The sequence below is a fragment of the Streptomyces sp. NPDC052043 genome (assembly GCF_044548235.1).
GTDB lineage: Bacteria > Actinomycetota > Actinomycetes > Streptomycetales > Streptomycetaceae > Streptomyces.
This window is the reverse complement of the sequence record NZ_JBIUBT010000006.1, coordinates 168,918-194,317: the sequence shown is the minus strand read 5'-3', so window position 1 is coordinate 194,317 and position 25,400 is coordinate 168,918. Positions and strand designations below refer to the sequence as shown.

General features: G+C 74.1%; 24 protein-coding genes and 1 pseudogene. 9 read left to right on the top strand and 16 right to left on the bottom strand.

Going from position 1 to position 25,400, the window contains the following annotated elements; genetic code table 11:
* The 4 genes and pseudogenes from ACIHCX_RS17745 to ACIHCX_RS17730 all read right to left on the bottom strand — a co-directional run.
* A pseudogene (locus ACIHCX_RS17745) lies at positions 1-733 on the bottom strand (Toxic cation resistance protein); the annotation flags it as partial.
* A 115-nt stretch (positions 734-848) separates the two neighbouring features.
* Positions 849-1,766, bottom strand: a complete 918-nt coding sequence (locus ACIHCX_RS17740; protein ID WP_400030817.1) for an endonuclease/exonuclease/phosphatase family protein — start codon at positions 1,764-1,766, stop codon at positions 849-851.
* Positions 1,767-1,879: 113 nt separating this feature from the next.
* Positions 1,880-2,809, bottom strand: coding sequence for a hypothetical protein (locus ACIHCX_RS17735; protein WP_400030310.1), 930 nt, complete (start codon positions 2,807-2,809; stop codon positions 1,880-1,882).
* A gap of 111 nt (positions 2,810-2,920) precedes the next feature.
* On the bottom strand, positions 2,921-3,361 hold the full coding sequence (locus ACIHCX_RS17730) for a hypothetical protein (RefSeq protein WP_400030308.1): 441 nt from the start codon (positions 3,359-3,361) through the stop codon (positions 2,921-2,923).
* Positions 3,362-3,486: 125 nt separating this feature from the next.
* Between ACIHCX_RS17730 and ACIHCX_RS17725 the strand changes: the two genes are divergently transcribed.
* The 4 genes from ACIHCX_RS17725 to ACIHCX_RS17710 all read left to right on the top strand — a co-directional run bounded on the left by ACIHCX_RS17725 (position 3,487) and on the right by ACIHCX_RS17710 (position 9,230).
* Positions 3,487-4,551: a hypothetical protein gene (locus tag ACIHCX_RS17725; RefSeq protein ID WP_400030306.1), complete on the top strand. Its 1,065-nt coding sequence runs from the start codon at positions 3,487-3,489 to the stop codon at positions 4,549-4,551.
* A 263-nt stretch (positions 4,552-4,814) separates the two neighbouring features.
* Positions 4,815-5,177 (top strand): hypothetical protein, encoded by a 363-nt coding sequence (locus tag ACIHCX_RS17720; RefSeq protein ID WP_400030304.1) that lies wholly within the window; start codon positions 4,815-4,817, stop codon positions 5,175-5,177.
* Positions 5,178-5,181: 4 nt separating this feature from the next.
* The gene (locus ACIHCX_RS17715) at positions 5,182-7,827 is read left to right on the top strand and encodes a caspase family protein (protein ID WP_400030302.1); all 2,646 of its coding nucleotides are present in this window, start codon (positions 5,182-5,184) and stop codon (positions 7,825-7,827) included.
* Entirely contained in the window at positions 7,827-9,230 is a 1,404-nt protein-coding gene (locus ACIHCX_RS17710) for an extracellular solute-binding protein (protein ID WP_400030300.1), read from the top strand. Before ACIHCX_RS17715 ends, ACIHCX_RS17710 begins: the two co-directional genes overlap by 1 nt.
* 79 nt (positions 9,231-9,309) lie before the next feature.
* Here ACIHCX_RS17710 and ACIHCX_RS17705 read toward each other — a convergent pair whose 3' ends face one another.
* A complete protein-coding gene (locus ACIHCX_RS17705) occupies positions 9,310-9,474 on the bottom strand; it encodes a hypothetical protein (RefSeq protein ID WP_400030298.1) in 165 nt (54 codons plus the stop codon).
* 189 nt (positions 9,475-9,663) lie between these two features.
* Here ACIHCX_RS17705 and ACIHCX_RS17700 point away from each other — a divergent pair, with 189 nt between their 5' ends.
* Positions 9,664-11,007 (top strand): tetratricopeptide repeat protein, encoded by a 1,344-nt coding sequence (locus tag ACIHCX_RS17700; RefSeq protein WP_400030296.1) that lies wholly within the window; start codon positions 9,664-9,666, stop codon positions 11,005-11,007.
* Between the two features lie 157 nt (positions 11,008-11,164).
* On the opposite strand, the gene ACIHCX_RS17695 is transcribed toward ACIHCX_RS17700, so the two are convergent.
* Positions 11,165-11,929: a hypothetical protein gene (locus ACIHCX_RS17695; RefSeq protein ID WP_400030294.1), complete on the bottom strand. Its 765-nt coding sequence runs from the start codon at positions 11,927-11,929 to the stop codon at positions 11,165-11,167.
* Between the two features lie 311 nt (positions 11,930-12,240).
* Here ACIHCX_RS17695 and ACIHCX_RS17690 point away from each other — a divergent pair, with 311 nt between their 5' ends.
* Positions 12,241-13,212 carry a nucleoside hydrolase gene (locus ACIHCX_RS17690; RefSeq protein ID WP_400030292.1) on the top strand — a complete coding sequence of 324 codons (972 nt, stop codon included), beginning with the start codon at positions 12,241-12,243 and terminating at the stop codon, positions 13,210-13,212.
* 19 nt (positions 13,213-13,231) lie between these two features.
* Here ACIHCX_RS17690 and ACIHCX_RS17685 read toward each other — a convergent pair whose 3' ends face one another.
* Positions 13,232-13,984, bottom strand: a complete 753-nt coding sequence (locus ACIHCX_RS17685; RefSeq protein WP_400030290.1) for a DUF4142 domain-containing protein — start codon at positions 13,982-13,984, stop codon at positions 13,232-13,234.
* 249 nt (positions 13,985-14,233) lie between these two features.
* Between ACIHCX_RS17685 and ACIHCX_RS17680 the strand changes: the two genes are divergently transcribed.
* Together ACIHCX_RS17680 and ACIHCX_RS17675 are read left to right on the top strand one after the other, a co-directional pair.
* Positions 14,234-14,917 (top strand): DUF6445 family protein, encoded by a 684-nt coding sequence (locus ACIHCX_RS17680; protein WP_400030288.1) that lies wholly within the window; start codon positions 14,234-14,236, stop codon positions 14,915-14,917.
* 110 nt (positions 14,918-15,027) lie between these two features.
* Positions 15,028-15,939, top strand: coding sequence for an NAD(P)-dependent oxidoreductase (locus ACIHCX_RS17675; protein WP_400030286.1), 912 nt, complete (start codon positions 15,028-15,030; stop codon positions 15,937-15,939).
* A gap of 46 nt (positions 15,940-15,985) precedes the next feature.
* Here ACIHCX_RS17675 and ACIHCX_RS17670 read toward each other — a convergent pair whose 3' ends face one another.
* The 9 genes from ACIHCX_RS17670 to ACIHCX_RS17630 form a co-directional block, all read right to left on the bottom strand.
* Positions 15,986-16,906, bottom strand: coding sequence for a hypothetical protein (locus ACIHCX_RS17670; protein ID WP_400030284.1), 921 nt, complete (start codon positions 16,904-16,906; stop codon positions 15,986-15,988).
* A 167-nt stretch (positions 16,907-17,073) separates the two neighbouring features.
* Positions 17,074-17,439 carry a hypothetical protein gene (locus ACIHCX_RS17665; protein WP_400030282.1) on the bottom strand — a complete coding sequence of 122 codons (366 nt, stop codon included), beginning with the start codon at positions 17,437-17,439 and terminating at the stop codon, positions 17,074-17,076.
* Between the two features lie 6 nt (positions 17,440-17,445).
* On the bottom strand, positions 17,446-18,480 hold the full coding sequence (locus tag ACIHCX_RS17660; RefSeq protein WP_400030280.1) for a hypothetical protein: 1,035 nt from the start codon (positions 18,478-18,480) through the stop codon (positions 17,446-17,448).
* 91 nt (positions 18,481-18,571) lie between these two features.
* Positions 18,572-19,438 (bottom strand): rod shape-determining protein, encoded by an 867-nt coding sequence (locus ACIHCX_RS17655; RefSeq protein WP_400030278.1) that lies wholly within the window; start codon positions 19,436-19,438, stop codon positions 18,572-18,574.
* A 101-nt stretch (positions 19,439-19,539) separates the two neighbouring features.
* Positions 19,540-19,872, bottom strand: coding sequence for a TraR/DksA family transcriptional regulator (locus ACIHCX_RS17650; RefSeq protein WP_400030276.1), 333 nt, complete (start codon positions 19,870-19,872; stop codon positions 19,540-19,542).
* A 182-nt stretch (positions 19,873-20,054) separates the two neighbouring features.
* On the bottom strand, positions 20,055-22,409 hold the full coding sequence (gene secD / locus ACIHCX_RS17645; RefSeq protein ID WP_400030274.1) for a protein translocase subunit SecD: 2,355 nt from the start codon (positions 22,407-22,409) through the stop codon (positions 20,055-20,057).
* 116 nt (positions 22,410-22,525) lie between these two features.
* A complete protein-coding gene (locus tag ACIHCX_RS17640; protein WP_400030272.1) occupies positions 22,526-23,023 on the bottom strand; it encodes a hypothetical protein in 498 nt (165 codons plus the stop codon).
* Positions 23,024-23,127: 104 nt separating this feature from the next.
* Positions 23,128-23,787, bottom strand: a complete 660-nt coding sequence (locus tag ACIHCX_RS17635; RefSeq protein ID WP_141359772.1) for a response regulator transcription factor — start codon at positions 23,785-23,787, stop codon at positions 23,128-23,130.
* 2 nt (positions 23,788-23,789) lie between these two features.
* A complete protein-coding gene (locus ACIHCX_RS17630) occupies positions 23,790-24,746 on the bottom strand; it encodes a HAMP domain-containing sensor histidine kinase (protein WP_400030816.1) in 957 nt (318 codons plus the stop codon).
* 299 nt (positions 24,747-25,045) lie between these two features.
* Between ACIHCX_RS17630 and ACIHCX_RS17625 the strand changes: the two genes are divergently transcribed.
* Positions 25,046-25,369, top strand: a complete 324-nt coding sequence (locus tag ACIHCX_RS17625; RefSeq protein ID WP_400030269.1) for a TraR/DksA family transcriptional regulator — start codon at positions 25,046-25,048, stop codon at positions 25,367-25,369.
* The last annotated feature ends 31 nt before the right edge of the window (positions 25,370-25,400 follow it).

Genomic DNA, 25,400 nt, shown 5'->3' with positions numbered 1-25,400 from the left:
CCGCCTCAGCCTCCGGCTCCGCCTCAGCCTCCGGCTCCGCCTCAGCCTCCGGCTCCGCCTCAGCCTCCGGCTCCGCCTCAGCCTCCGGCTCCGCCTCAGCCTCCGGCTCCGCCTTGACCTCAGCCTCCGGCTTGGCCTCAGCCTCCGGCTTGGCCTCCGGCTCCGGCGTGGCCTCGGCCTGAGGTTCGGGCGTCGGCTCGGGCTCCGGAGTTGCTTCGGCCACCGGTTCCGGGGTCCGCTCGGGCTCGGCCTCCGGCTCCGCCTGCGCGGCCTCCGGCTCGGCCTCCGGCTCCGCGGCCGTCGGCTCGGGGGTCGGCTCCGGCTTCGGTTCTGCGGCTGCCGGTTCGGCCGTCGGGGTCGGGTTTTCGGCTGCCGGTTCCTGGGTCGGGTCAGGTTCCGACTTCTCTTCCGCGGCCGCCGGTTCGGGTTCCGTGGGGGTCGGGGTCTCGGCTGCCGGGGCGGTCGGGTCCACGGGGTCGGACGGCTTGGGGACCGTGACGTTGCCGAAGGCGGCTGAGACCAGTTCGTGTTCGTTGCCGTCGGAGGGACGGGGGTCGGGGACGTGGACGGTGGGGGCGGACTCGGTCGCCGGGGCGGGGACCTTCGGCTCCGGCTGCTGGGCAGCGGTGGGTGCCGGCTCCTGGGCTGGAGCCTGTTCCGCACCCTCTGCCTCGGCCGTACGCCCCTTGCGCGATCGGCCGAACGCGTTCCGCAGGAGAGTGAGAATGCCCATGTGCGCAACCCTTCGTGAGTTGATGCCCGTCAATCCCTGGCCAGGACGGACACGTAAGGTTAGCGGCCCCGAGTGGTGATCTTGGGCAGGGGCGAGTACCGAGAAGCGGGCGGTGTCAATGCGATCCTCGGCCGTCGTGCAGCGTGACGTCGACGAGCAGCGCGCGGTGGTCGGTGTCGGCCACGGCGAGGAAGCGGGCGCCGGTCGCGGAGAAGTCCGGTGAGACGAGCACGTGGTCGATCTGCGCGCCGAGCGTGGGCGCCGTGCGGGCCGGCCAACTGGGGGAGCGCTCGGCGCCGGCCAGGCGGGCGGCGTCGCGCAGGTCGGTGTCGATGATGCGGCGGAAGGCCGCGTGGTCCTGGGAGGCGTTGAAGTCCCCGGCCAGCACGGTCGGGGTCGTACGGTCCGCCGCGGCGAAGGCGCGCAGCCGGGCGAGTTCCCGGTGCCAGAGCGCGATCTGGCCGGGCAGCGGCGGCATGGGGTGCGCGAGCTGGAGACGTACGGCGTGCCCGCGCACGTCGGCGACCGCGCCCGGCATGCCCATCGTGCCGCGGACCCCGGCGGTGCCGCGCAGGGGGTAGCGGCTGAGGATCAGGGACCCCTCCGAACCGCCCGCCCGGACCGCCCGCCGGTACGGGTAGTCGCCGCCGACCTCCCGCTTCAGGGTCGCCTGGCAGGTGTACTCGCACTCCTCGACGAAGACGATGTCCGGCCGCTCGCGGCGGACGACGGGGACGAGGGCCGGGGCGCCGCGCCCGAACTGCACGTTCGAGGTCAGCACCCGCACCCTGGCCACGGCATGGCCGGTCGGCTCGGAGACCCTGCCGTACGGCTCGATGTACCAGGCCAGCAGCCCCAGCAGTGCCACGCCCCACACCGCACCCACCCACCAGCGTCCGCGCAGCGTGAGCGCCAGGCCCAGCCCGGTGGGCACGAGCAGCCACGGCAGGAAGGCGAGGAACTGCGGCACGGGCGTGATGCCGTCGCTGTCGGCCAGCCGGCACCCGACGACGACGCTCACCCCGGCGAACATCAGCCCGGCGCACCAGACCGTGAACCGTCCCCCCTGCTTGGTCACGACGACGAGCCTACGGGGTCGGCACGGACCCCGGGCCTCCTTCGCGCGGGATCAGACGCGCCCTGGGATCAGACGCGCACGCGTGGCGGCGGCTGCTCGGGGCGGGTCCGGGTGGTGGGAGGGGCGGACGCCCGGCGGCGGAACGGCAGGCGCGGGTGGCGGACGAGCCAGGTCAGGGCGGCCACCGTCAGACCGAGGGCGACCAGGATCCACGAGGCGGTGCGCAGGGTGGCCGTGAGGGCGTCGTAGACGGCACCGACGGCCGGCTGGGAGACGTCGGCGGGCAGGTCGGCGAGGGTCAGGTTGCGGCCGATGGCGACGGCGAGGGCGAGCAGCGCGCCGCCGAGGGCGGTGCCGAGCGCGGTGGCGGTCAGCGCACGGCGGCGGCGGACGGCCAGGGCGAGGCCCGCGACGGCGAACGCGACGGCCGCGATCGGCAGCCAGAAACCGGCGACTTCGAGCACGTGGAACCCCTTCCGCAGGCGGCCCAGTTGCTGGGCCGGAAGCAGGTCGACCTCGGTGTGCTGGACGGGGATGCGGTTCGCGAGCGGTACGTGGTCCTGGGCGAGCTGGGCCTTGACCTGGGCGGTGACGGGCGCGAGATCGACGGTGACCGGGCGTGTGCGCGGGTCGCGCTCGTCGCGCAGGGCCCGCAGGACGGCGTCGTGGGCGGCCCGGTTGCCCTCGTTCCACGCCGTGCGGAACGCCTCGGTCCGGGTGAACGAGCGGACCGCGTCGTGCACGTAGGGGGTGATGGTGCCGCGTCGCACCTGGGCGTCCAACGCGGGACCGATCTCCTGCACGATCCCGTCCCCGAGGGTGTCCGCGACCGCGTCGCGCACGTCCGGGTCGTCGGCGAGCGGCGCCATCGTGGTGACGTAGCGACCGGTGTCGGAGAGCCCGTACGCAGCCCAGGCCGACAGCGCGCCGAGCGGCACGAGCAGGCACGAGAGTGCGATGAGCACGGCCGACAGGCCGCTTCGCATACGTCGGGGCACGTTCTCAGCGAAGGCCGTCGCCCGCTCTTTGGCGAGCGGAGAGGCGGCATTCGGGTGACGGGAGGGTGGGCCGGCCGGTTCGGTCGACCGACGTGGGCCGATCGACGCGGGTCAACGGACGCGATGGCCCACGGCATCCTCGTGCGTGTAGAACCAGTAGAAGCAGAAGAGGCCCGCGACGATGGCGATCCCCAGGGCCAGTGCGGTCGTCGACAGGATCGCATGGCCGCTCTGGCTGTAGAGGAAGCCGAACGCCACGCCGATGAAGGCGAACCACAGGAGGGCGTGCTGCTCTCGCCGCAGCCGGGGGCCCAGGACGAGGACGCCGGCCAGGAGCGCCATGAACACGATCGTGGTCACGAAGCCGAACAGGACGTTCCAGCCCGTGATCGGTCCGCCGTGGCGCCGGTCGGCCGCGGCCCAGTAGCCGTACACGAGCCCCAGCGCGAGCGGTCCCGCCCACCGGCCGATGGTATGGGCCCGGCGGCTGAACAGGTTGGGTGGGCGGGTGGTGCGGGTGCTGATACCGGATACGGGTGCCGCGTGAGCCATGAGAGCGCTCCTCTCTCTCCTCGCCCCCGCCTACCAGAGCACACCGGGGAAGGGGCCCTGGCAAGTCGGTGGACCGGTTAACGTGCTGACGTACGCGACCGACTGGATCACGACACGGGGGGACGATGCCCGGAACCGTGCTGCTGCTCGCGGCCGCGCCCGTGGGCAGGGGACGTCTGGTGGACGCCGCGTCCGTGCTGCCGGTGCTGGCCGCCGTGGCGCCCTCCGTGCTGTCCGGCACGGACACCGCGACCGTGGTGGAGCTCGCCGACCCGCTGGAGCCGCAGGCCGTGCTCACCCGGCTGCGCGCGGCCGCGGCGGCGTCCGGCCCGCTGACGGTGTTCCTCGCCGGCCAGCTCCAGCTGGACCGCCGCCAGCGCCTGCCCCACCTGGCGCTCGCCCGCACCACACCGGCGACCGTCCGCTACACGGCCCTGCCCTGGCACTGGCTGCGCGAGGAACTCCGGCTGCGCCCGGACGGCACGACCACGGTCGTGGCCGATCTGCACGCGGACGCGGAGAGCTGGGAACTGCTGCGCGGGCGCCCCTTGGACTGCGGGCGCAACATCGCCCTGTACGGCCGGGTCGCACCGCCGCCGTCCCGGCGCACGGTGGCGGCACCGGCGTACATGAGGGCGGTGGCGACGATCCTGCGCAGCGGGCACCGGCCGGCACCGGCGGAGCTGCACGAGCAGGCGCTGTCGCGGCTGGCCGAGGAGGACGGCGGCCCCGGTCTCGTGCTGACCGCGCCCGGGTCGGCGCCGGCCGACCCGCACCCGGCCATCGCCGCCTGCGTGCAGGCCGGCCGGCACGGCGACGCCGACGCGCTCGCCGCCCGCTGGGAGCGGGCCGCCGCCCTCGCCCACGGAGCGTCCTCCGAGGACGCGCTGCACTGGGCCGAGGTCCGCGCCGACCTGGCGATGCTCGCGGGGGACGCCGCCCGCAGCTGCCGGGCCTGGCTGACCGTGGCCGCCACCCGCCTGGCCATGGGCCAGGCCGCCGACGCCGTGGAGGTCGAGACCGCCGTCGACCGCGCCCACCACCAGTGGGGGCTGATCCGCGATCCCGAACGGGCCCGCGAACTCGGTTCGCTGCTCGCGGAGGTGCGCGGCCGCGTGCCGGGCCGGCGGCAGGGCGCACTGGACCACGTGCGCCGCCAGCTGAGCCAGTTGCAGATACAGGGCGGCTGACACGGGGCCGACGCGGTGCCGACGCGGTGCCGACGCCGGGCCGGGGAGGTCCTGCGCAGGCCCGGTGCGGGTCCGGGGCAGGTCGAGTGCAGACCTGGTGCGGGTCCAGGGCGGATCCGGTGTGGGTCTGAGGCGGGTCCGGTGCAGGGTTGGGGCAGGTCCGGTGCAGGGCCGCTCCCGGTTCGCCGTGGCCGGTACGGGGCACGGTGTGGCTGAAACGCACCCTCCCGTGGAGTTGTGTCCTGGTGCCAGGATGGTGAGTCATGGCTGAGGGGGAAGGTGTGGCCGGCCGACGTGTCCGGGTCCGGCTGGACGGAAGTGAGAGCGGCAAGGACATCGGCGCGCTGAAGGCGTGGCTGGAGCGTGAGAAACCGCTGGATGATCTGGTCCGCGACGGGCGGCTGCGGATTGTCGAGCAGCCGCGTTCGGACGTGCGGACCGGGAGCATGGGCGCCGGCATGGAGATCCTGCTGGTCCTGCTCGGCGCTGGTGCCGAAGCCGCGTTCGACGAGCTGCTGGCGCAGACCAAGCGGGCGGTGGCGGCCTGGCTGGAGAACCGCCGCCGAGTGGAGTCCGGCGATTCACCCGAGCCCCACGTCGATCCGGTGCACCCCGACGAGGGGTAGCCCCGTGGACCGCTTCGACCCGCGGGGGCGGGTGAACCGGGCGCTGCTGGTCGGTGTGGGGGAGTACGAGCACACGAAACCGGACGACCCGGAGGGCGTGCCCGGCCACCTGCCCGCCGTCCGCCACAACCTGGAGCGGCTGGAGGCCGTGCTGCGCCGGGGCGGGATCTTCGGCGGGCCCGAGGAGACCGCAGAGCAGGAGGTCACCGGCGGACGGGAGGCCACCGGCGGGCAGGAGGAGATCACCGTCCTGCGCTCGCCGTCCCTGGACGAGTTCAGCGAGGCGCTGCGCACCGCCGCCCATGAGGCCGAGGGGCTCCTGCTGTGCTACTTCGCCGGGCACGGCGCCGTGCCGAGCGCGGGCGACGAGCTGTTCCTCCAGATGCGCAACGCGCGCGTGGTGGCCGGTGGCCAGGCCGTTTTCCCGGGCGCGGACGCGTTCACCGGGATGCTCACCGTGCTCGCCGGGAGCCAGGCCGAGCGGATCGTGGTGATCCTCGACTGCTGCTACGCGGGTAACGCCGCCACGGTGTGGAACGGCTTCGCCGACCGCCGGCAGCGGGTCCTGCTGCTGATGAGCGTGCAGGCCAATCGGCTCATCGACTCCGGCGACGGCACGAGAGCCACCCCGTTCACCGAAGAACTCGTACAACTCCTCGACGCAAATGGGGAGTTGTCTTTTCTGGACCTCTTCCCCCGGCTGCGCGGACAGATGGTCGAGACGGGCCGCAGGACTCCGCTCGGGGAGCAGTGGGAGCCGCAGTTCGCCGCTGAGCCGGGTACGGACGTGCTGCTGGCGGCGCGGGGCGGTGAGCCCCCACCGGGCCCGCGGCCCCCCGTACAGCCGCCGCGGACTGGCACCGGCGGCCTGGTCCGGCTCCTGACGGACCTGCTCGCCGCGGCGCGTACCCGGGCGCGCGCCGTGATCCGCTGGTTCCGTGGGCTGCGCGGCTGGGCCCGGGGCGTGGTGAGCGCGCTGCTGGTGCTCGCGCTCGCCGCACTCGGTGCCGGCGGCTACGAACTGGCCGGCCTCGGCGGCGGCCACCCCTGCGCGCCGCCGCTCGAACTGCGCCTGCTGACCGACCCCGACCTGGAGCCCACGGTCCGGGACGCCGCCGACGCGTACCTCACCTCGCGGGCCAACACCACCGCGCACGGCTGCCGCCGCAGCGGCATCACCGTCTACAGCGCGGGCGCGACCGCCGCGGTCACCGCGCTGCGCCGGCAGAACGACGCCTGGCAGGAACCCCTCGTGGAGGACACCAACCCGCAGCGGGACGTCGGACCGCAGCCGGACGTCTGGATCCCCGCCTCCGGCACCGACGCGGCCCGGGTCACCACCGACCGGACCACCCGCAGCTACGTCGAACTCCAGCCGGACGAGCAGCCGTTCGTGTACTCGCCGGTCGTGCTGGCCGTCCCGCAGAACCTCGCCGGGGCCGGACTGGACGAGCGCGTAGGGCTGTCGCTGTCCCGGCTGACGGAGCACCTGAAGCAGCAGGACGCGAACGCCGGAGTGCTGCGGCCCGACCCGGAGTTCACCGACTCCGCCCTGCTGGCGACCGTCGGCCTGTACGCCGGCACCGCCGACTCACGCGCCGCCGAGCAGGGCGTACGGCCCGCGGGACCGCCCTCCCCGACCGCCGCCGAGCTGCTGTGCGCGCTGCCCGCCGACCGCGCCGCGGACGGTCGCACCGCCGCGCTCGTCCCGGAGTTCCTGCTCAGGAGCGGGGTGGGCTGCGCGCGGACGACACGGGTGCCGCGGATCGCCGAGTACCCCGTTGACGTACCGGCGCTGACGCCCACCTTCGTGCGGGTCCGCTGGGAGGGCGGCGACCGGGACGCGGCGGCGCGGGACGACGCCGTCGACCGCTTCCGCACCTGGCTGACCGGAGAGGAGGGAATGGCCGCGTTCGCGGCCGCCGGCTTCCGGTCCGCGACGGGATCCGGCCACCGGCTGCTCGACGCGGACCACGTCGGCGTGGGCGTCCTGCGCGCCCCCAGCCCGCTCCCGGGCGCGGCCTGGCGCACGGCGATGGAATCGGCCCTCACGCGGTACCGCAGCGCCCACGGCGCCGGCCGGGTCCTCTACCTCCTCGACAGCTCCGGTTCGATGAACACGCGGTGGCCCGGGCCGAGCGGCGGCCCCGGCATCCTGAAGCAGTCCCTGGGCGGGCTCGGCGCCCAGGACGACTACGGGGTGTGGGCGGTCTACGGCCTCTCCGGCGACGGGCCCTACCAGCCGCTGCTCCCCTTCGGGCACCACCGCCGCGCCGACGCCGAGCACGTCATCGACACCGAGGCACAGGTGCGCGACGCCGAGGCCGACCCGCACGCGGCGCTGCTCGCCGCGCTGGACGACATGGCCGGCCGCGGCACCGACGACCAGCGGCCGCAGCTGATCGTCTACATCACCGACGACGAGGACAACAACCGGCTGACCGGCAGGAACCTGGACGAGGTGCTGGCCCGGGCACGGAAGACGAAGGTGCCGGTGGACATGGTGTCCCTGATCAGCGGCTCCTGCGCCCCGGACCGGCCGGACGCCCGGATCGCCGAGGCGAGCGGCGGCCGTTGCCTGGACGGCGGCGACGACCCCGGCAGGGGCCTGCGCGACGAGGTCGCTCGGGTGGGAACGGGGGACCACTGATGGCACGACTGGCACGACGACCGGCCGCGACACTCGCCCGCCTGCTGGTGCTGCCGCTGCTCGCGGCCACCGCCTGCACCGGGGGCAGGCCCGGAGACGGGCAGACGCCCGCCGCCGACGTGCCCGGCGACATCGTGGTGGCCAGCGGCCGGGACGTGACCGGCAAGAACGGCGTCCGCCAGCAGCTCATCGACGCCTGGAACCAGCGGCAGGAGCAGCAGAACTCCGGCTACCACGCCCGCCTGGTGGAACTGCCGGGCTCCGCCGACGAGCAGCGCAGCCAGTTGCTGGGCGCGCTCCAGTCCGGCAGCGCCCACTACGACGTGGTCAACCTGGACGTCACCTGGGTGCCGGAGTTCGCCGAGGCGGGCCTGGTCAGGCGGCTGTCCGACGGGGCCGTCGACCACGACGTCATCCCGTCCGTGGCCGGCACCGCCCGCTGGAAGGGCAAGGTGTACGCGGTGCCGTTCAACAGCGACGTCGGTCTGCTCTACTACCGGCGCGACTATCTGAGCCGGGCGGGCGTCCAGCGCACCGGCCCGGACGCGATCCGCACCTGGCGCGACCTGCTCGGCCTCGGCGACACCCTCGACGCGCACCCGCCCAAGGGGTACCAGAAGCTCTGGACCACGCAGCTGGCCGCCTACGAGGGCCGTACGGTCAACGCCGTGGAGGCGTTCGCCTCGGCGACCGACGACTTCGCGCTCACCGACGACTCCGGCCGCTACGACGGCAGTCCGCGGGAGCTGACCGACGGCATCGCGGAGCTGCGCAAGCGCACCGCCAAGCCGTACACCCTGGACAGCGCCGTCAGTTCCGACGAGGCGTCCTCGCTCAGTGACTTCGAGGACGGCCGCACCGCCTTCCTGCGGCAGTGGCCGTACGCCTACGGCGCGCTGCACCAGAGTTTCACCGAGCAGCAGCTGGGCGTGGCCCCGCTGCCCGGCCGGGCGGTGCTCGGCGGGCAGAACCTGGCGGTGACGATGTCCTCGCAGCGGGCCGGGAAGGCGGCCGAGCTGATCACGTACCTCACCAGCGCCCAGAGCGAACGCTGCCTGCTGGACGCCGGCTTCGCCGCGACCCGTACGTCGGCGTACACCGACGACGGCGTCCGCTGCGCGTCCTCGTCCGCGTCCGGCTCCGGCGGCTCGCCGTCGGCGTCGCCCACCGGCGAGAGCACCGACCACATGCCCCGCGACGCGGCCGGCCGGCCCGGCTACGCCCGCGGCATCCTGCTGCCCGCCCTCCAGCGAGCGGTCTCCCGCCCGCGCACCCCGCTCTACGGGGCGTTCACCCAGACCTTCATCGCTCAACTGGGTGCCCTGTTCACCGACGACCCGCCCAGTGACGCGGTGCTGGCCGGCCGGCTGGACGAGGCGCTGCGCCGAGCGCTGCCGGGCTGAGCGCGAACGCGGCAGACGGCGAAACGGACAGGCGCGAACGGGGCAGGCGCGAACGGGACAGAGGCGGTGCCGCGGCTCGCTAGCGGCTCTGCACGGCCTGCGAGGCGGGGACGGGATCGGCCGGGACCACCGGTCCGGCGTTGGCCGCCGCGATCAGGGCGGCCACGGCGATGACGGCCGCGCCGAATCCTCTGACGCAACGTGCGGAGAAGTGTCCTTGGCGCGCGACAGTGCGTCCGAGCACGGCAACCGACCTCGCAACGACAGTGATGGATTAAGCGTGTTTAACAGTCTCTCCAACGTAGGGGGTGGGAAGGCCGAACGAAAAGAGCGCCAGGGCGAGTTGGGGTTCGGTGGGCGGAAGGTCCGGTACTGAACTCCGGTCAGGCGGACAAGTCCCTCCGCAAGTCGGCTTACTGGCATGATGAACCGCATGGCGAAGCGGGACGACCCGGAGACCATCGGGCGCAGGGTGCAGCGGCTACGACGGGAACGGGGCCTGACCCAGCGGCAGCTGGCCGAGCCGGCGTACACCCCCGCGTACATCTCCACGCTCGAGGCGGGCCGGGTCCGGCCCTCCGACGAGGCGCTCCGGCACGTCGCCGAGCGGCTCGGGATCGCCTTCGACGAGCTCGCCACCGGGCGCCCCGCCCATCTCGCCACCGACCTGCGCCTGAGGCTGACCGAGGCCCGGCGCACGCTCGCCACCGGGGAGGCCGTGAAGGCGGCCGAGCAGTACACCCGGCTGCTGGCGGAGGCCGAGGAGCACGAACTCGTCGCCGTCCAGGCCGAGGCGCTGCTGGGGCTCGGCGAATGCGCCCTGGAGACCGGCGAACTGGAGAGCGGCCGACAGTTCTTCGAACGGTCCGAGCAGGCCCTCGCCGACGCGCCGCTGCCCGCCCGGGTCCCCGCGCTGCGCGGCCGTGCCGTCTCCCACTACCTGGCGGGCGAGCTGCGGTACGCCGTCTACCTGTTGGAGTCCACCCTCGACGAGCTCAACCGGGGCGGACTGCACGACCCGGACGCGCTGCTGCTGCTCTACGCCGGCGTCATCGGGCCGTACATGGACATGGGGGCGCACGCGCGGGCGGCCCAGGCGGCCGAGTTCGCGCTCGCGTTGGCCCCGCAGGCGGGCGATCCCGCGCTGGTGGCCCGGATGCACCGGTCGGTGGCCCGCACCCTGCTCGCCGAGGGCCGGATCGCCGAGGCCGACGCCTCGCTCGCCAAGGCCGCGGAGCTCTACCGCGCCCTCCAGCTGCGCACCGAACTCGCCAACTGCCACTGGATGCGCGGCTACGTCTGCGCCCAGAACGGCGAACTGGAGCGCGCCGAGGAGGAGTTGCGGTCCGCCCAGGCCATGCTGTCCGCCAAGCGGGCCGCGCTCTACACCAGCCAGGTCGTGGTCGAACTGGCCGACGTCCTGCACCGGCGCGGCAAGTCGGAGGAGGCGGCCGACCTGCTGCGGAACGTCCTGGGCGACCTCTCCCCCGAGCGGGGCGCCGTGCACGCCGCCGCCGCGCACCGGCTGCTCGGCATCATCGCCGAGGACGCCCGCGACACGGAGGCCGCCGAGGAGCACTACGTGCGGGCGCTGAGCCTGCTGGAGCGGGCGGGCGCGGCCGGCGACCTGGCCGACCTGTGCCGCCTCCTCGGGGATCTGCTGCGCCGCACCGGCCGCGTGGAGGCGGCCCTGGACGCCTACCGCACGGGCCTGGGGCACCGCACCGCGCCCGGCACCACGACCCTGGGCCCGGCCCCGGCGCAGCCGCCGCTGTGACGGCCGCGCGCCGCCGCGACGGCGGCCGGCTGCCCCCGCGCCCACGCCTTCGCCGAGAGCCGTACGGCACTCGACCTGGCCCACGAGGTGATCACCCACGGGAGGAGACTCGACCGCGACCAGTGCCCTGATCGGCTGGTGTCCTGACCGGCCGGGGTCAGGCCCGGGTCCGTGCCTCGCGCTGCACCGCTGTCAGGCGGTCCACACCGCGCTGGACCGCCAGAGCGGTGCCGTCCTTCGACGGGGTGCCTCCCAGGGCCCCGGTGGTGAGGACGATCGCGTCGTCGCCGACGCGTACCGTGGCGAGGTCCACGGTCAGGGTGGTGTAGGTGTCCTGCTCGTACGACTCGGCGGTGAGCGTGAGGCGCAGGCCCTGGCGGGCGTCGCCGACGTCCGGCAGGGCGAGGTCGGCGACCCGTACGTACAGGTCGTCGTAGTTCGTGCTCCTGGCGGTGAAGTCCGCGCAGGTCCGCGGCATGGTCCTGAGCCAGGCGAGGGTGCGGTCCACGGCCGCGGCGTGCAGCGCGAGCACCTGGTGGCGCAGTTGGGCCTCGTCGTAGCCGTCGTCGTAGGCGGCCACCGCGTGCGCGCCCGAGGGGGCGCCGAACGGCTCCTCGGTGTAGAGGGCGTCGAGGAGGCGCCCGCACTCGGACGTGTCGGCCTGCGCCTTGAGGATGCTGTCCCGCCAGGTCGCCGCGCCTCCGGTCGGCGCCCACGCCGTTCCGAGGTCCGCCTCGGTCAGCAACGCGGCCCGCGCCTGGTCCGGCGTGAGCGTGCCCGCGGGGTCGTGCGGACGGGTGTCCACCGGCGCGGGGACGTGGACGACCCGGCCGGACTGCCCGGCGGTGCAGGCGGCCTCGGTCAGCAGGGCGGCCGCGCAGAGCGCGAAGGCGGCCAGGACACGGGCCGGGGTACGGGACATGGATGCCTCCAGACGGACGGAACACACGCCGCGGACGTGGCGTCCGGGCGGCGGCGCTCCTTCCACGGCACCACCGGGCGGCCCCGCCCACCAGCGCGCCGGTCCGTCCGGGTGAGCACCGCCGGGGTGGGAACGAAGCTCCGGGCGGGGAAGTGGGGGGAAGTGGGGGGAAGCGGGGGAAGCGGGGGAAGCGGGGGAAGGGGACGGGCGCGCGGTACCGGACCGGGCACGTGACGATGGAACCGGCCCCGTACGACGGAACCCGTACGCCGACCTGTCCGACGGGACCCGTACGACGGAAGGAGCGCGCTGTGACCTCGCGGCCCACACCTGTGATCATCGACTGCGACACCGGCGTCGACGACGCGCTCGCCCTGCTGTTCGCCGTCCGCCACCCGGGCCTCGAGCTGCGCGCGGTCTCCTGCGTGGCCGGGAACACGGACGTGGACCAGGTGGTACGGAACACGCTGACCGTCCTGGAGCAGGCCCGTGCTCCCGCCGTCCCGGTCGCGCGGGGTGCCGAGCGGCCGCTGCTCGAACCGCTGCGCACCGCCCATCACGTGCACGGCAGGGACGGCATGGGCGACCTCGGCCTGCCCGCGCCGGCCCGCCGGCCCGTCGACGTGGACGCGGTGACGCTGCTCCACCACGAGATCGCGGCCTGCGACCGCCGGGTCACCCTGATCCCCACGGCGCCGCTGACGAACATCGCCCTGCTGCTGCGCACCCACCCCGGGGTCACCCGCGACATCGAGCGGATCGTGTTCATGGGCGGCGCGGTGGCCACCGGAAACGCCACGTCCGTCGCCGAGTTCAACGTCTGGCACGACCCGGAGGCCGCGGCGGTCCTGCTCACCGCGGGGGTGCCGATCACGATGTACGGGCTCGACGTGTTCCTGCGGGTGCTCGTGCCCGAGGCGGACGTACGGCGGCTGTGCCGGTCCGACGAGCCCGGCGCCCGGCTGGCCGGACGGCTGCTGGCCCACCCCGACCCGGCCACCGGCCACGACGTCCCGCACGGCGGCCTCGGCGACGCGGGCACGGTGTGCTCGGTCGTGGACCCGGAGGGGCTGACCACCCACCGGCTGCCGGTGGAGGTGAACCTCGCGCCGGGACCGGCCCGCGGGCAGACGGTCGTCGACCGCCGCCCGCGTCCGGGCGAGGCGGAACTGCACGGCGAGGCCCGCGAACAGGCCCTGGTGGACGTGGCGTTGGACATCGACGCCGAGCGGTACGTGCGGCTGTACCTGCACACCGTCGAGGGCGCCTCGGACGGATCCTGAGCCGAGCGTGGGTGCCGCCTCAGCCCGTCGCCGGGCCGGGGCTCGGGTCGCCGGGCAGGACCAGGGGGCTCGACGTGGCGTTCGGCGGGGGGGTGAGCACGACCTCGGGCTGTCCGCCGGAGGGGGGCGGCGGGGTCAGGTCCGACTGGGGCAGCTTGGGCGGGGTCGTCTGCAGGAAGAGCACCTGGTCGAAGTTGACCAGGCCGGTCTCCTCCAGGACCGTGATGTGGTCCAGGACGGTGGCGTTGGCCTGGTTGGCGAGCTCGCGGACCAGGCTGTTCTTGGTGGTGGAGCGGATCTTCGCGACGGTGTTGAAGATCGAACCGTGGGTCATGCGGAGGATGTTGGCCAGGTCGGAGTCGAACTGCTTGCCGTTGTCCGAGGCGAGCTGGGTGACGAAGCCCTGCTGCTGGGGGCTGGCGGCGTTCGGCAGCGTGATGTTGAGCATGGGCGCGATCCTGCGGCAGCTCGCGTCCAGTTGCGCGTGACCGTCGATCAGGTGCTCGCCCGCCGTGACGACCTCCTTGGTGGTCCCCTTCTTCACCGCCATCTCGCCGACCGGGTACTCCCACAGCCCGGCCGCGCGCACCTTGACCACGAAGTCCCGGTCGTCCTCCGTCAGCGGCCCCCACTGGGTCTGCGCGATGATCCGGGAGCCGTCGCTGGAGACCTTCTCGAGGCCGAGCATGCCCGGGTAGGCGAGCGCGACCAGGGTCAGGCCGAGGGCACCGCCCACGAAGAGAGTTCCCGTCGCGTTCCGCGAAAAGCGCACCGTGCCTCCTGCCCGGTCATGGTCCCGCCGCCGGCGGTTCGGACACCCACATGTACGGGCCGGGAAGCGCTGAGAACCTTTTGATTCGGTAAAGAACACTGAACGGAAGGTGAGGCTGGTCACGTTCGCGGCTGGTTCGGTCCCCGCGTCGGTCACGGCACTCAAGTCGCCCGGCTTGCAACAAGGTTGACACAATGTTGACCAGCTCTGGGGAGAGCCCTGGGGGAGGCCCGCCCTACATTCGGCCGCATGCCCCCACAACCCCGCGGTGTGCCGACCGCGCTCCCCGTCCTGCCCTACCGCAAGCCCACCAAAGGCCGTGACTACTGGGTGCTGGACGACGTCCTGCCCGACGCGGACGCCGTACGGCAGCGCTGCCTGGCCAAGGACGACTGGGTGAAGGGCTACCCGTACACCTCCCAGACCTGGCCCGGACTGCGGACCATGCCGGGCCTGGAGCCGTCCGAACTCGCCCGCGTCGAGCGGCTGGTGAAGAAGGCGACCGGGGCGAAGGAACTGTGGGTGCAGCAGGCGCCCGACGGCGGCACCCTCAACCACAACTGCGTCCAGGTGGTGGGCGCCGGCGAGAGCGAGCCGAGGCCGCACACCGACTCGCGGGCGCTGTGTCGGTACGCGGCCGTGCTCTACCTCAACCCCTCGGTGCCCAAGGACTGCGGGACCAGCTTCTACCGCCAGCGTCTGCCCGGCGGCCGGCTCGGCGGCAACGTGGTGCAGCCCCCGCACCACAACCTCGTCGAGGCCCTCGGTACGCGGTTCGTCGCGCCGGACGCCTTCGAGGAGGACGTCCGTGTGCCGCACAAGGCCAACCGGCTCCTCCTCTACCACGCCAACCTCGTCCACAGCGCGACCGATTACTGCGGGCAGAGCCTGGAGGACAAGCGCATGACCGCGGTCTTCTTCTGGATGGCCTGACCCGGCCGCACGGTCGTGTCACCCGAACGGCCCCGTGGCCGGGCCGCTTGGGCGGACGTCGGGCCCGGGGGTCGGGTGATACTCGCCGCATCGACCAGGAGGAGGACGAGATGACCGACACCCGTACCGTCGGCGTTCTGGGCACCGGGATCATGGGCGCCGCGATGGCCCGCAACCTGGCGAAGGCCGGACACACCGTCCGGGTGTGGAACCGCACCCGGGCCAAGGCCGAGCCCCTGGCCGCCGATGGCGCGCAGGTCGCCGAAACCCCCGCCGAGGCGGTGCGCGACGCCGACGTGGTCCTGACGATGCTCTACGACGGCGGGACGGTGCTGGAGGTCATGCGCGAGGCCGCACCCGCGCTGCGCCCGGGCACGGTCTGGGCGCAGTCGACCACGGTCGGCCTGGAGGCGGCCGGTGAGCTGGCCGCCCTCGCCCGCGAGCACGGCCTGGTCCTCTACGACGCCCCGGTGCTCGGTACCCGGCAGCCCGCCGAGGCGGGCCGGCTGACCGTGCTGGCGGCGGGGCCGGCCGAGAGCCGGGAGACGGTGACGCCGGTGTTCGAGGCGGTCGGCGCCCGCACGGTGTGGACCGGTGAGGACGCCGCGGCGGCCACCGCCACGCGGCTGAAGCTGGTGGCCAACAGCTGGGTCATCGCGGCCACCGCGGCGACCGGGGAGGCCCTGGCCCTGGCCAAGGGGCTCGGCGTGGACCCCCAGGGCTTCTTCGACCTCATCGCCGACGGACCGCTCGACATGGGCTACCTGCATGCCAAGGCCGGCGTCATCCTCGACGGCGCGTACCTGCCCCCGAGCTTCGCCGTGGCCACCGCGGAGAAGGACGCCCGCCTGATCGTCCAGGCCGGCGAGGCCCACGGCGTCCGCCTCGACGTGGCCGCCGCGAGCGCCGAACGCTTCGCCCGTGCCGCCGCGCGCGGCCATGCCGACGAGGACATGGCCGCGGCGTACTTCGCCAGCTTCGCCGACGACTCCGGCGGTCCCGGCGGTCCCGGCAAGTCGTAGCCGTTCCACCGCCTCTGCCCGCCCGTGTCCGCGCGGGCCGGACCGGTCAGCTGAGGCAGATCACCAGCAGGCAGAGGTGGGACGGCGACGTGGGCGTGTCCGTGGGGCTCGCCTGCGGGGGCTGCTGGGCGGTGCCGTCGGACGCGGTGGACCCGGCCCCCTGGGGCGCCGCCGGGGACGACGGGGAGGTGGCCGACTGACCCGAGCGGCCCGACTGGCCCGACGGAACCGACGGGGTCGACTGGGCCGCCTGGCTCGACGGGGCGGCGGAGGCGGAGCCGTCGGCCGCCGGTGCCGAGGCGTCCGGCAGCGGGGCGGTCCGCACCGTCCGCGCCGGCGCCACGTGCGCGCGGGAGGGCGCCGACGGGGCCTGCGCCGTACGGGGAGCGGCGGCGTCCGGGCGTACGTCCTGCGGCGTGGTGCCCTGCGGCGCCGACCACTGGTGCCGGGCACCGCCCGCGGACGGGGACCGTCCGGCGTCGGAGGGCGCCGAGGCCGGGTCGTCGTGCTGCGCCGGCCGGCTGTCACCCACGGTGCCCGTGTGCGGTGCCTCCGGTGCCGGGGCCGCCTGCGTGCGGTCGGTGGAGTGCCGGTCCATCGAGGCGACGGTCAGGCCTCCCCCGACGAGAGCGACGGCGGTCGCCACCAGCGCCCTGCGCTGGGTCTTCTTCCAGCGGGCCAGCTGACGGCGCCGAGCCGCCCGCCCCGGCCGCTGCCGCGGTGGCGGTGCGTCCGCGGGGAGGTCGGTGGTGCTGTCGCCGGGGACGCCGGCGGGTGCGACGTCCGGGGCGAGGCCCGCGGCCCCGCCCGCCGCGAGGCCGGTCGTGAGGGCCGTCGCGGAATCGGTCGCGGTATCGGTCGTGAAGGGCGCCGTGACGTCCGGTGCTATGTCCGGTGCGTACGCACCGCAACCGGGGCACACCAGGGCGCCGTTGAGGTGCCTACGGCACGTGGAGCAGTAGTCCATCCGGTCTTCCTGACTAGGCCTGCCGAGCGGCCAGTCACGCTAACAAGGCGCGCGAGGGACTGTGTGCAGCCTGTGTGACGCTCCTGCACGGATTCCCGGCACCCGGCCCGGGCGTGCCGCCGCTCGGATCCGGGCCGGTCGTCGGGCGGCCGGTCGGACACGCTCGGTCAGGCGCGGTCGGTCAGCTCGTCGGCGTACACCTGCGACAGCGGCTGAGGACCCACGTACTGCTGGCAGTTGCACTGCCCCGGCTCGAAGCGCAGCGGCTTCTTGTTCTCGTCCCAGGCCGTCGGCACCTCGACGCGCTCGTGGCACCGGCCGTTCTTGTCGTGCTTGGCCAGATGGTGGGTGCATCCACAGATCGGCTCCGGCGGCTTGTGCGCCGCCTCGACGGCCAGCCGCTCGGCCTTGGCCGCCTCCATCAGTTCGAGCTTGCGCTCGTGCCGGTTGCGCAGCGCGCCGCGGACGTTGTCGGCGAGCCAGGCGAAACCGCCCGTCCAGAAGACGATCAGTACCACCCAGATCCAGCTCATCGGCCCTCACCCTTCCCCCGCGGAGTCCATCGTGATTTTAGGAGGTATCCCAGGTCTTTGCGCCGGGCAGGGCCGGGCGGCCTCGCGGACCGGCGGTTGGTGGCGCGGACGCGGCGGCCGGCGGAGCGGGTGCGGGCCCGTCGGGGCACCCGCCGGTGCCGGGGTCCGCCGCCACCGGGCCAGTACCGCCGCCGGGCCGGGCAGCCATCTCGGGGCGCGGCCGTGGAAGAGCGCGAGGACGATCGCCGTGGCCACCGCGATCAGGTGCTCGCGGCCGGCCAGGTTCGGCTTGACCACCGACTCCAGCACCATCGAGCCGCCGGTGAGGAAGAACACGACCGGGGCGCGCCGCACCACGGACAGATAGGTGAACAGGCCCACCACGGCGGCGGACGGCCCGGTGTCGAGGACCCGGCCGGCCCCGGGCGGCAGCCCCAGCCCCCACCAGCCGGGCCCGACCGCGATCATCGCCCGCACGGTGAGGGTGCCGGCCAGGGTGGTCGCGTACGAGATGAACAGCGTGCGGCCCCTGCCCAGGGTGAGTTCGGCCAGCGCGAACGCGAGGAACAACTGGGTGATGCCGGCCCACACCGGCAGGTCGAGCGCCGGGACGTACAGCGACACCGGGGTGCGCAGCAGGGCCAGCCACAGCGGCAGATCGGCCTGGACGCCGCCGAGGACCCGTACCACCGCCTCCCCGGCCGGCCGCTGCGCCACCGCGTGGAAGAAGATCACGCCGAAGGCGGCCACGAAGGCCAGCACCAGTCCGGACAGCCCCCGGCGAGCCAGTCGCCGTACCGGGTCGACGACGATGCCGTGCCACTCGGCGCGCAGCGTCCGCACGGCGAACCGGGCGCATCGCGCGGCCACCTCACGCACCCGCACCGATGCGTCGTCCGCCCCCGTGCCGCCGTCCGGCGGCCGGCCGTTCCGCTCCCCGCGGCCCCGCCACTCGTCGTCCGCAGGTCCCCCCGGACCCGTCGAACCCGCTGGTCCCCCCGGCCGCCCCAGCCGCTCCCTCGTACCGCTGTACTGCTGCACCGCTGTCCGGCTCCTTAGCAGTTCCCCCCACCCCACCGTGCGCACAACCGTATGGACCGTAATCCAGCTCGCCGCGTTCCCACAGACGGCCTCACAGCGGGGGCAGCGGTGGCGGTGACGGCAGGGACGGCAGGGGCGACAGTGGCGGCAGGGGCCGCGTCGGGTTCAGGGCGGGATGGCGCAGGACGGAGTGCAGGGCGGCCACGGCGCCGCGCACCGCCGCGGTCTGCGGCCGCGGCACCGCCCGGACGTGGCTGCGCAGCCGCGCGGAGAGCCGGTAGGCGACCTCGGGCCGCAGGGCGCCGCCGCCGACGAGCAGGGGGCCGCGGTCGAGGGCGTCGGCGTATGCGGGCCGGGGGTCGTCGCGCAGCAGCCCGGTGACCATCGTGGTGACGGCGGTGACCAGTTCGGCGAGGGCGCCGGCGCGCACGTCGTCGGTGCCCATGGTGGCCCGGCGGGCCGCGGCCACCCGGCCGTCGGTGAGCAGGGCCACCTCGCTGAGCTGCGCGCCGACGTCGATGACGAGCAGCGCGCCGGACAGGTCGGCGCCGGCGCCCAGGGCGGCGGCCCGGACCCCGTCGATGGTCAGCACGGCCCGCGGCGGCAGTACCTGGAGGACGCCGACGGCGGCGGTGTGGGGCCGCGGCCCGCTCAGGACGGGGGCGGTCACGACGACGACGGGCCGGACGTCGTGCGGGACGCGGTCGGCCAGCAGCCGGGAGACGAGTCGGGTCGCGCCGGCCGGGTCGACGACGGTGCCGCGCCGCACGGGGCGGGCGGCGGCCGAGCCCTGGTGGGTGACGGTGGGCACGTCGAGGATGTCGCCCATGCCCTGAGCCCAGACCCGGGTCCGCGCACTGCCCAGATCGAGGGCGATGCCCGGACCGCGCCCGTGGACCGCCCCGGTGGGCCCGCGGCCTCCCGGGGCGGCGGTCGCCGTGCTGTCGCCGAGGATCACCGGTCGGCCTCCTTCACCTCGGGCAGGAAACGCGCGTGCCGGGCAGGAAACGCGCGTGCGCACCGCGTCGCACGGCGGCGCCGTCGGGCGCGGGGACCGGATCAGCCGGCGCGCTGCTGGCAGGGCACGCAGCAGCGCGCGTACGGCAGGATCTCCAGACGCTCCACCGGGATGGGCTTGGCGCAGTCCTCGCAGTCGCCGTAGGAGCCGTCGTCCAGCCGCGCGAAGGCTGCCTCGATGTCCTTCAGCGCCCGTTTCAGGGCGGTCTCCTGCGCGGTCAGGAGGTCGTCGGCCTCCTGACCGCCGTCCTCGCTCTCCTGGACGGCCCGCAGCTGGGCGAGGCGGGAGTTGCGCTCGTGTTCGAGGCGCTGCCGGGCATCGTGCGCGCTCAGGCGCTCGGCCGCGGAGGCACTGCTGGTGGTCTCCCACGACATCGGCGATACGGTCCCTTCGAACTGGCCCTTCTGGCAAAAGGAGCCGGTGACGAGGGGGCCGCGGTGACGTACGGCCCCCCTCCTGACCCTCCAGCGTGGCCGCGCGAGCACACCGCGGCCATCGGTCGCAGTACCCATTTCCGGTGGGCGGCGGGGTGCACCGCCGCCCACCAGCGGCCGCCTCAGACCCGGGCGGCCGGTGCGGACCGGCGGGCGGGACTGCCGCGCCGGGTGCCGCCCGGGGTGCGACCCGAGGTGCGACTGTGGCGGCGGTGCATCTCGATGGCCAACGGGGTGGCGGTGAACACCGAGGAGTAGGTGCCGACCACGAGACCGATGAGCAGCGCGAGCGCGAAGTCGGTCAGCGAGTCTCCGCCGAACACCGCCAGGGAGGCGAGGATCAGCAAGGCGCCCATGCCGGTGTTGATCGTCCGGGGCAGTGTCTGCTGGATCCCCAGGTTGGCGAGTTGCGGCAGCGGCATCTTGCGCTCGCGTCCGAGCAGCTCCCGGATCCGGTCGAACAGGACGACCGAGTCGTTGACCGAGTAGCCGATGACGGTGAGCAGCGATGCCAGGAACACGCCGTCGATGGGTTTGCCGAGCCAGGCGAAGACGCCGACGAGGATGACGACGTCGTGCGCGAGTGCGGTCACCGCGGCGGTGCCCCACAGCCAGCGGAAGCGGGCGGCGAGGTACAGCAGCTGGGCGCCCAGGGCCACGGCGAGGGCGATGAGCGCGTTGCGGCGCAGTTCCTCGCCCAGGCTGGGGCCGATCTGCTCGTCGCGGACCTTCTCCGTCTCGCCGCCGAGGGAGCTGACGGTGTCGGTGACCTTGGCCGCCTCGGCGTCGGTCAGGTCCTCGGTGCGCACGGTCAGGCCGTTGTCGTTGGAGGACTGCACGAGCGCGCCGGGGAAGCCCGCGTCGGCGAGGGCGCTGCGGGCCCGGTCGGGGTTCACGGCGGTCGCGGTGGTGTACTCGATCAGCCGGCCGCCGGTGAACTCCAGGCCGAAGTTGAGGCCCCGGGCCACGATGCCCGACCCGGCGAGCACGAGCACGACCGCGGCGGTGGCCAGCCAGCGGCGCGGGTGGCGCATCAGCTGCGGGTCGCGGCGCACGACGAGGTTGCGGATCCAGCCGGTGTTCGCGAGGCCGGTCAGCAGGGGACGGCGGCGCATCGACGCGCGGGACACCGCGAACTCGGCGAGCACCCGGGTGACCACCAGGGCGCTGAACATGGAGGCGAGGACTCCGAGGGCGAGGGTGACGGCGAAGCCGCGCACCGGCCCGGTGGACAGGAAGAACAGCAGCCCGGCCGCGATCAGCGTGGTGATGTTGGAGTCGGCGATCGCGCTGAAGGCGTTGCGGAATCCGGCGGTCAGGGCCGAGCGCGGACTCGGCCGGTGCATGCCGGCGTACTCCTCACGCGCTCGTTCGAAGACGAGCACGTTGGCGTCCACGGCCATGCCGATCGCCAGGACGAAACCGGCCAGGCCCGGCAGGGTCAGGGTCGCGCCGAGGGCGGCCAGGGCGGCGTAGGAGAGCACTCCGTAGCAGAGCAGGGCCAGGGCCGCGAGGAAGCCCGTGAGGCGGTAGACGGTGATGATGAACAGGATCGTCAGGGCGGTGCCGATCACCGCGGCCCAGGCGGTCGCTTTGATGGCGCTGGCGCCGAGGGTGGGGCCGATGGTGTGCTGCTCGACCGTCTCGACCGGCACGGGCAGGGCGCCGCCGTTGATGAGCAGCGCCAGATCGCGGGCCTCGGCGTCGTCGAAGGAGCCGGTGATCTGCGTGGAGCCGTCGGCGATGCCCGTGCCGCAGGCGACGGACGGGGAGACCTGCGGCGAGGAGATGATCCGGTCGTCGAGCACGATGGCCACCCGGCGCGCGGGGTCGCCGACCTGGCGGCAGGCGGCCTCACTGGTCAGCTTGGCCCACGCGGCCCGGCCCGCCTTGTCGAAGTCGACGGTGACGGTCCAGCCGGCGCCCGTCTCCTGGTCGAAGAGGGCCTGGGCGCCCTTGACGTCCTTGCCGGTCATGGCGCTGTCCTGAAGGCGCAGCCGCTGCCCCGACTCGTCGGGCAGGACGAGCTCCTTCGGCTTCCCGGGTTCCGTCTGCCCGGATTCCGGCTTCCCGGGTTCCGTCGACTTCTCGGGTTCCTTCGAGGCGTCGGGCGCGGACTGGGCGGGGTCCTCGGTGGCGTCGACGACGCCGGTCACCGGGTGGAAGGTCAGCTGGGCGGTACGGCCGAGCACGTCGGCCGCCTTCTTGGGGTCCTGCACGCCGGGCAGCTCGACGATGATCCGGTTGCTGCCGGAGCGGACGAGGGACGGTTCGGAGACGCCGAGTCCGTCGACCCGGCCGCGCAGCACTTCCACGGCGCGGTCGGTGGCCTCGCGGTCGGCCTTGGCAGTCGGGGTGGAGCGGGTCTCCAGGACGATCTGGGTGCCGCCGCGCAGGTCGAGTCCGAGGCGGACCGGAACGGTGGTGGCGATGTACACGGACAGGGCGATCACGGCGAGGGCGAACAGCGCTCTCACTCGGGAGGTTCGGTTCGTGCGTTTCGTGGGTTTCGTGCGTTTCAACGGGGCCTCCGGCAGGCACGCCGCGACTGCGGCCGACGCGGTCACGGCGGTCGAGGGGCGAACGGGGGACGTCAGATGCCGAAGGCCCGCGGCGGCGCCCGGCCGCCGTCCTGCACCACGTGCACCGTGCGGGCGGCCACGGTCACCGGGACCGGTCGCGTCCGCCCGGGTACGGGGAGGGGGACGTCCGTGACGTCCCCGGTGGTGGCGAACTGCCCGTGCGCGACGGGCCGGTCCCCGTGGAACTCCTGCCGGGTGCCGTCCTGCGCGGAGCAGACGACCGTGCACCCCTGCCCGGCATGCGGCGCGTCCGCAGGACGCCGCGCGGCGCCGGGGGCGCCGGTACCGGGAGCGGAGCCGGGCACCCGGGTCTTTCCGTGCTCTTCGTGCTCTCCGGCCGCTCCGGTGCCGGCGGGCGCGAGGGCCGCCGCGGATACCGGCGTAGGCGTGGTGGGTGCGGGCAGTGGCGGGGGGCTGCCGGTGGTGAAGACCGCCAGGAGGGTGAGCAGGACGGCCGTCACGAAGGCCGGCACACGGGAGGCGGAGACGGTGCTCGACGCTCGGTGCATGCACCGTCCCCTTTCCTGGTGGCACTCGTGGCGGACGCTGTCGTACCCGGGATCCCGGCCGGGGAGTGGGCAGCCGGGACCCCGGGGGGTCGTGGGGCGGGCGGTCAGGGTTCGATCAGGCCCGCCCGGATGGCGTAGCGGGTGAGCTCCAGGCGGTCGCGCAGACCGAGCTTCTGCAGCAGGTTGGCGCGGTGCCGCTGGACGGTCTTGATGCTGATGAAGAGGATCTCGCCGATCTCCTTCGAGGAGTGCCCCTCCGCCACCAGCTTCAGGACCTCCTCCTCGCGGGGCGTCAGGACCTGGTCCGGGGTCTCCTCGCCGTGGCGGACCCGGTCGAGGTAGTTGCGGATGAGCGCGGTCACCGCGCCCGGGTACAGGAACGGCTCGTCCCGCATCGCCGCCCGGCACGCGGCGACCAGGTCCTGGTCGGCGACGGACTTCAGCACGTACCCGCTGGCACCGGCCTTGAGCGCCTGGAAGAAGTACTGCTCGTTGTCGTGCATGGTGAGCATCAGGATCCGCAGGTCCGGCTTGAGCGCGACCAGCTCGCGGGTGGCCTGGAGCCCGGTCAGCCGGGGCATCGCGATGTCCAGCACGGCGAGGTCGATGTCGTGCGTGCGGGCCATCTCGATGGCCTCCGCGCCGTCACCGGCCTCGGCGACCACCTCCAGGTCCGGTTCCTGGTCGAGGATGAGCCGCACCCCCCGGCGCACCAGCGCGTGGTCGTCGGCGAGCAGGATGCGGATCGTGGTCGGGTCGGACATGATCAGGTCTGCTTCCTGGGGACGACGGGCGCGGTCAGCCGGACCTCGGTTCCGGCCGCGGGGGCGGGGGCGATGTCGAGTCCGGCCCCGATGAGCAGGGCCCGCTCGCGCATGCCGCGTATACCGGCGCCTTCGCACGCGGCCTTGATGCCGCGGCCGTCGTCGGTGATGGCCAGCACCACGGCGTCGTCGGTGCGCCGCAGGCTGACCTCGATCCGTTCGGCGTCCGCGTGCCGGGCCACGTTGGTCAGGCTCTCCTGGGCGACACGGTAGAGGACCAGCTCGGTCTCCGGTTCCAGGGCGGGCAGGTCGGCGTCGAAGCGGCGCACCACCTGAAGCCCGGTGTGGGTGGCGAAGTCGTGGGTCAGCGAGGTCAGCGCGGCGACCAGACCGAGGTCGTCCAGGACGCCGGGCCGCAGCCGCCGCACCAGCCGGCGGACCTCGTCCAGGCTCGACCGGGTGATCTCCTGCGCCTGGTGCAGTTCGTCGCGCAGCGGCGGGGCCGCCTCGTCCGCGGCCCGCTTGAGCGCGAGCAGGATCGCGGTCATGCTCTGGCCCACCTCGTCGTGCAGCTCCTGCGCGATACGGCGCCGCTCGGCCTCCTGGGCGAGCAGGACCCGGGCACTGCTCGTCGCGCGCTCGTTCTCCAGCCGGTCGAGCATGGCGTTGAACGTGCGGATCAGCTCGGCGACCTCACCGCCGCCCTGTTCGGGCAGCCGCTGGCCGGGGCGCAGCAGGTCGACGGTGGTCATCAGCTTCGTCACCCGGCCCAGCGGGGCCAGCCCGAAGCGCAGCAGGGCGGCGTTGGCGACCAGCATGACGGCCAGGCCGCCCACCAGGATGACGGCCTCGGTCAGCACGACCGGCACCGAGACGGTCACCGGGGCCCACAGCAGCAGGGCGGTGGCCGAGCCCAGCACCACCGCGTTGAGCCCGAAGATCCGCCAGAACAGGGACACCGGGGTCAAGCCTCCTTCCGTGATGCGGTCTGCCTCTACTGTCGGGCATCGCGCATCCTGGACGAGCCGCGGCCCCTGGTCCCGACCGGGCCTGCCGCCAGTCTGCCGTTCGCCGGCCGCCGGGAGCGATGGGGCACGCTCCCCATTTCGCCGGGTGCGACCTACCCATGCCCCGGTCGAGTGGATCCCCCGATCGGCCGCAAATGGGCTCTGGACCCGATGGGAAACCGCGGCGGGTTCGACCAGGGTTGAGCTGTGACCGACCCCCGTCCCCCGTTGCAGAAAGAAGGGCACTGAAAATGTCGCTCGACGCCGCCCGGACCGAACCCCGTGAGCGCCTGTCTGCTCAGGAGGCCCGCCGGCGCCTTGAACACGCCCGCGAGACCCGGATGGTCCAGCTGGAAGCCCTCGGCGAGACCGGGCAGACGGCGGACGACCACCTGATGTCCTCCCAGCGTGAGGCCATCCAGGGGGTGCTCAAGGAGATCGACGAGGCGTTCGCCCGGATCGAGGACGGCACCTACGGGACCTGCCTGGGCTGTGGCAAGCCGGTTCCCGCGGAGCGCCTGGAGATCCTGCCGTACACGGGTCACTGCGTCGGCTGCCGGCGCCGCAGCGCCTGACCGCCGCCCGCCCGTCCGCCCTGCCTTCGTC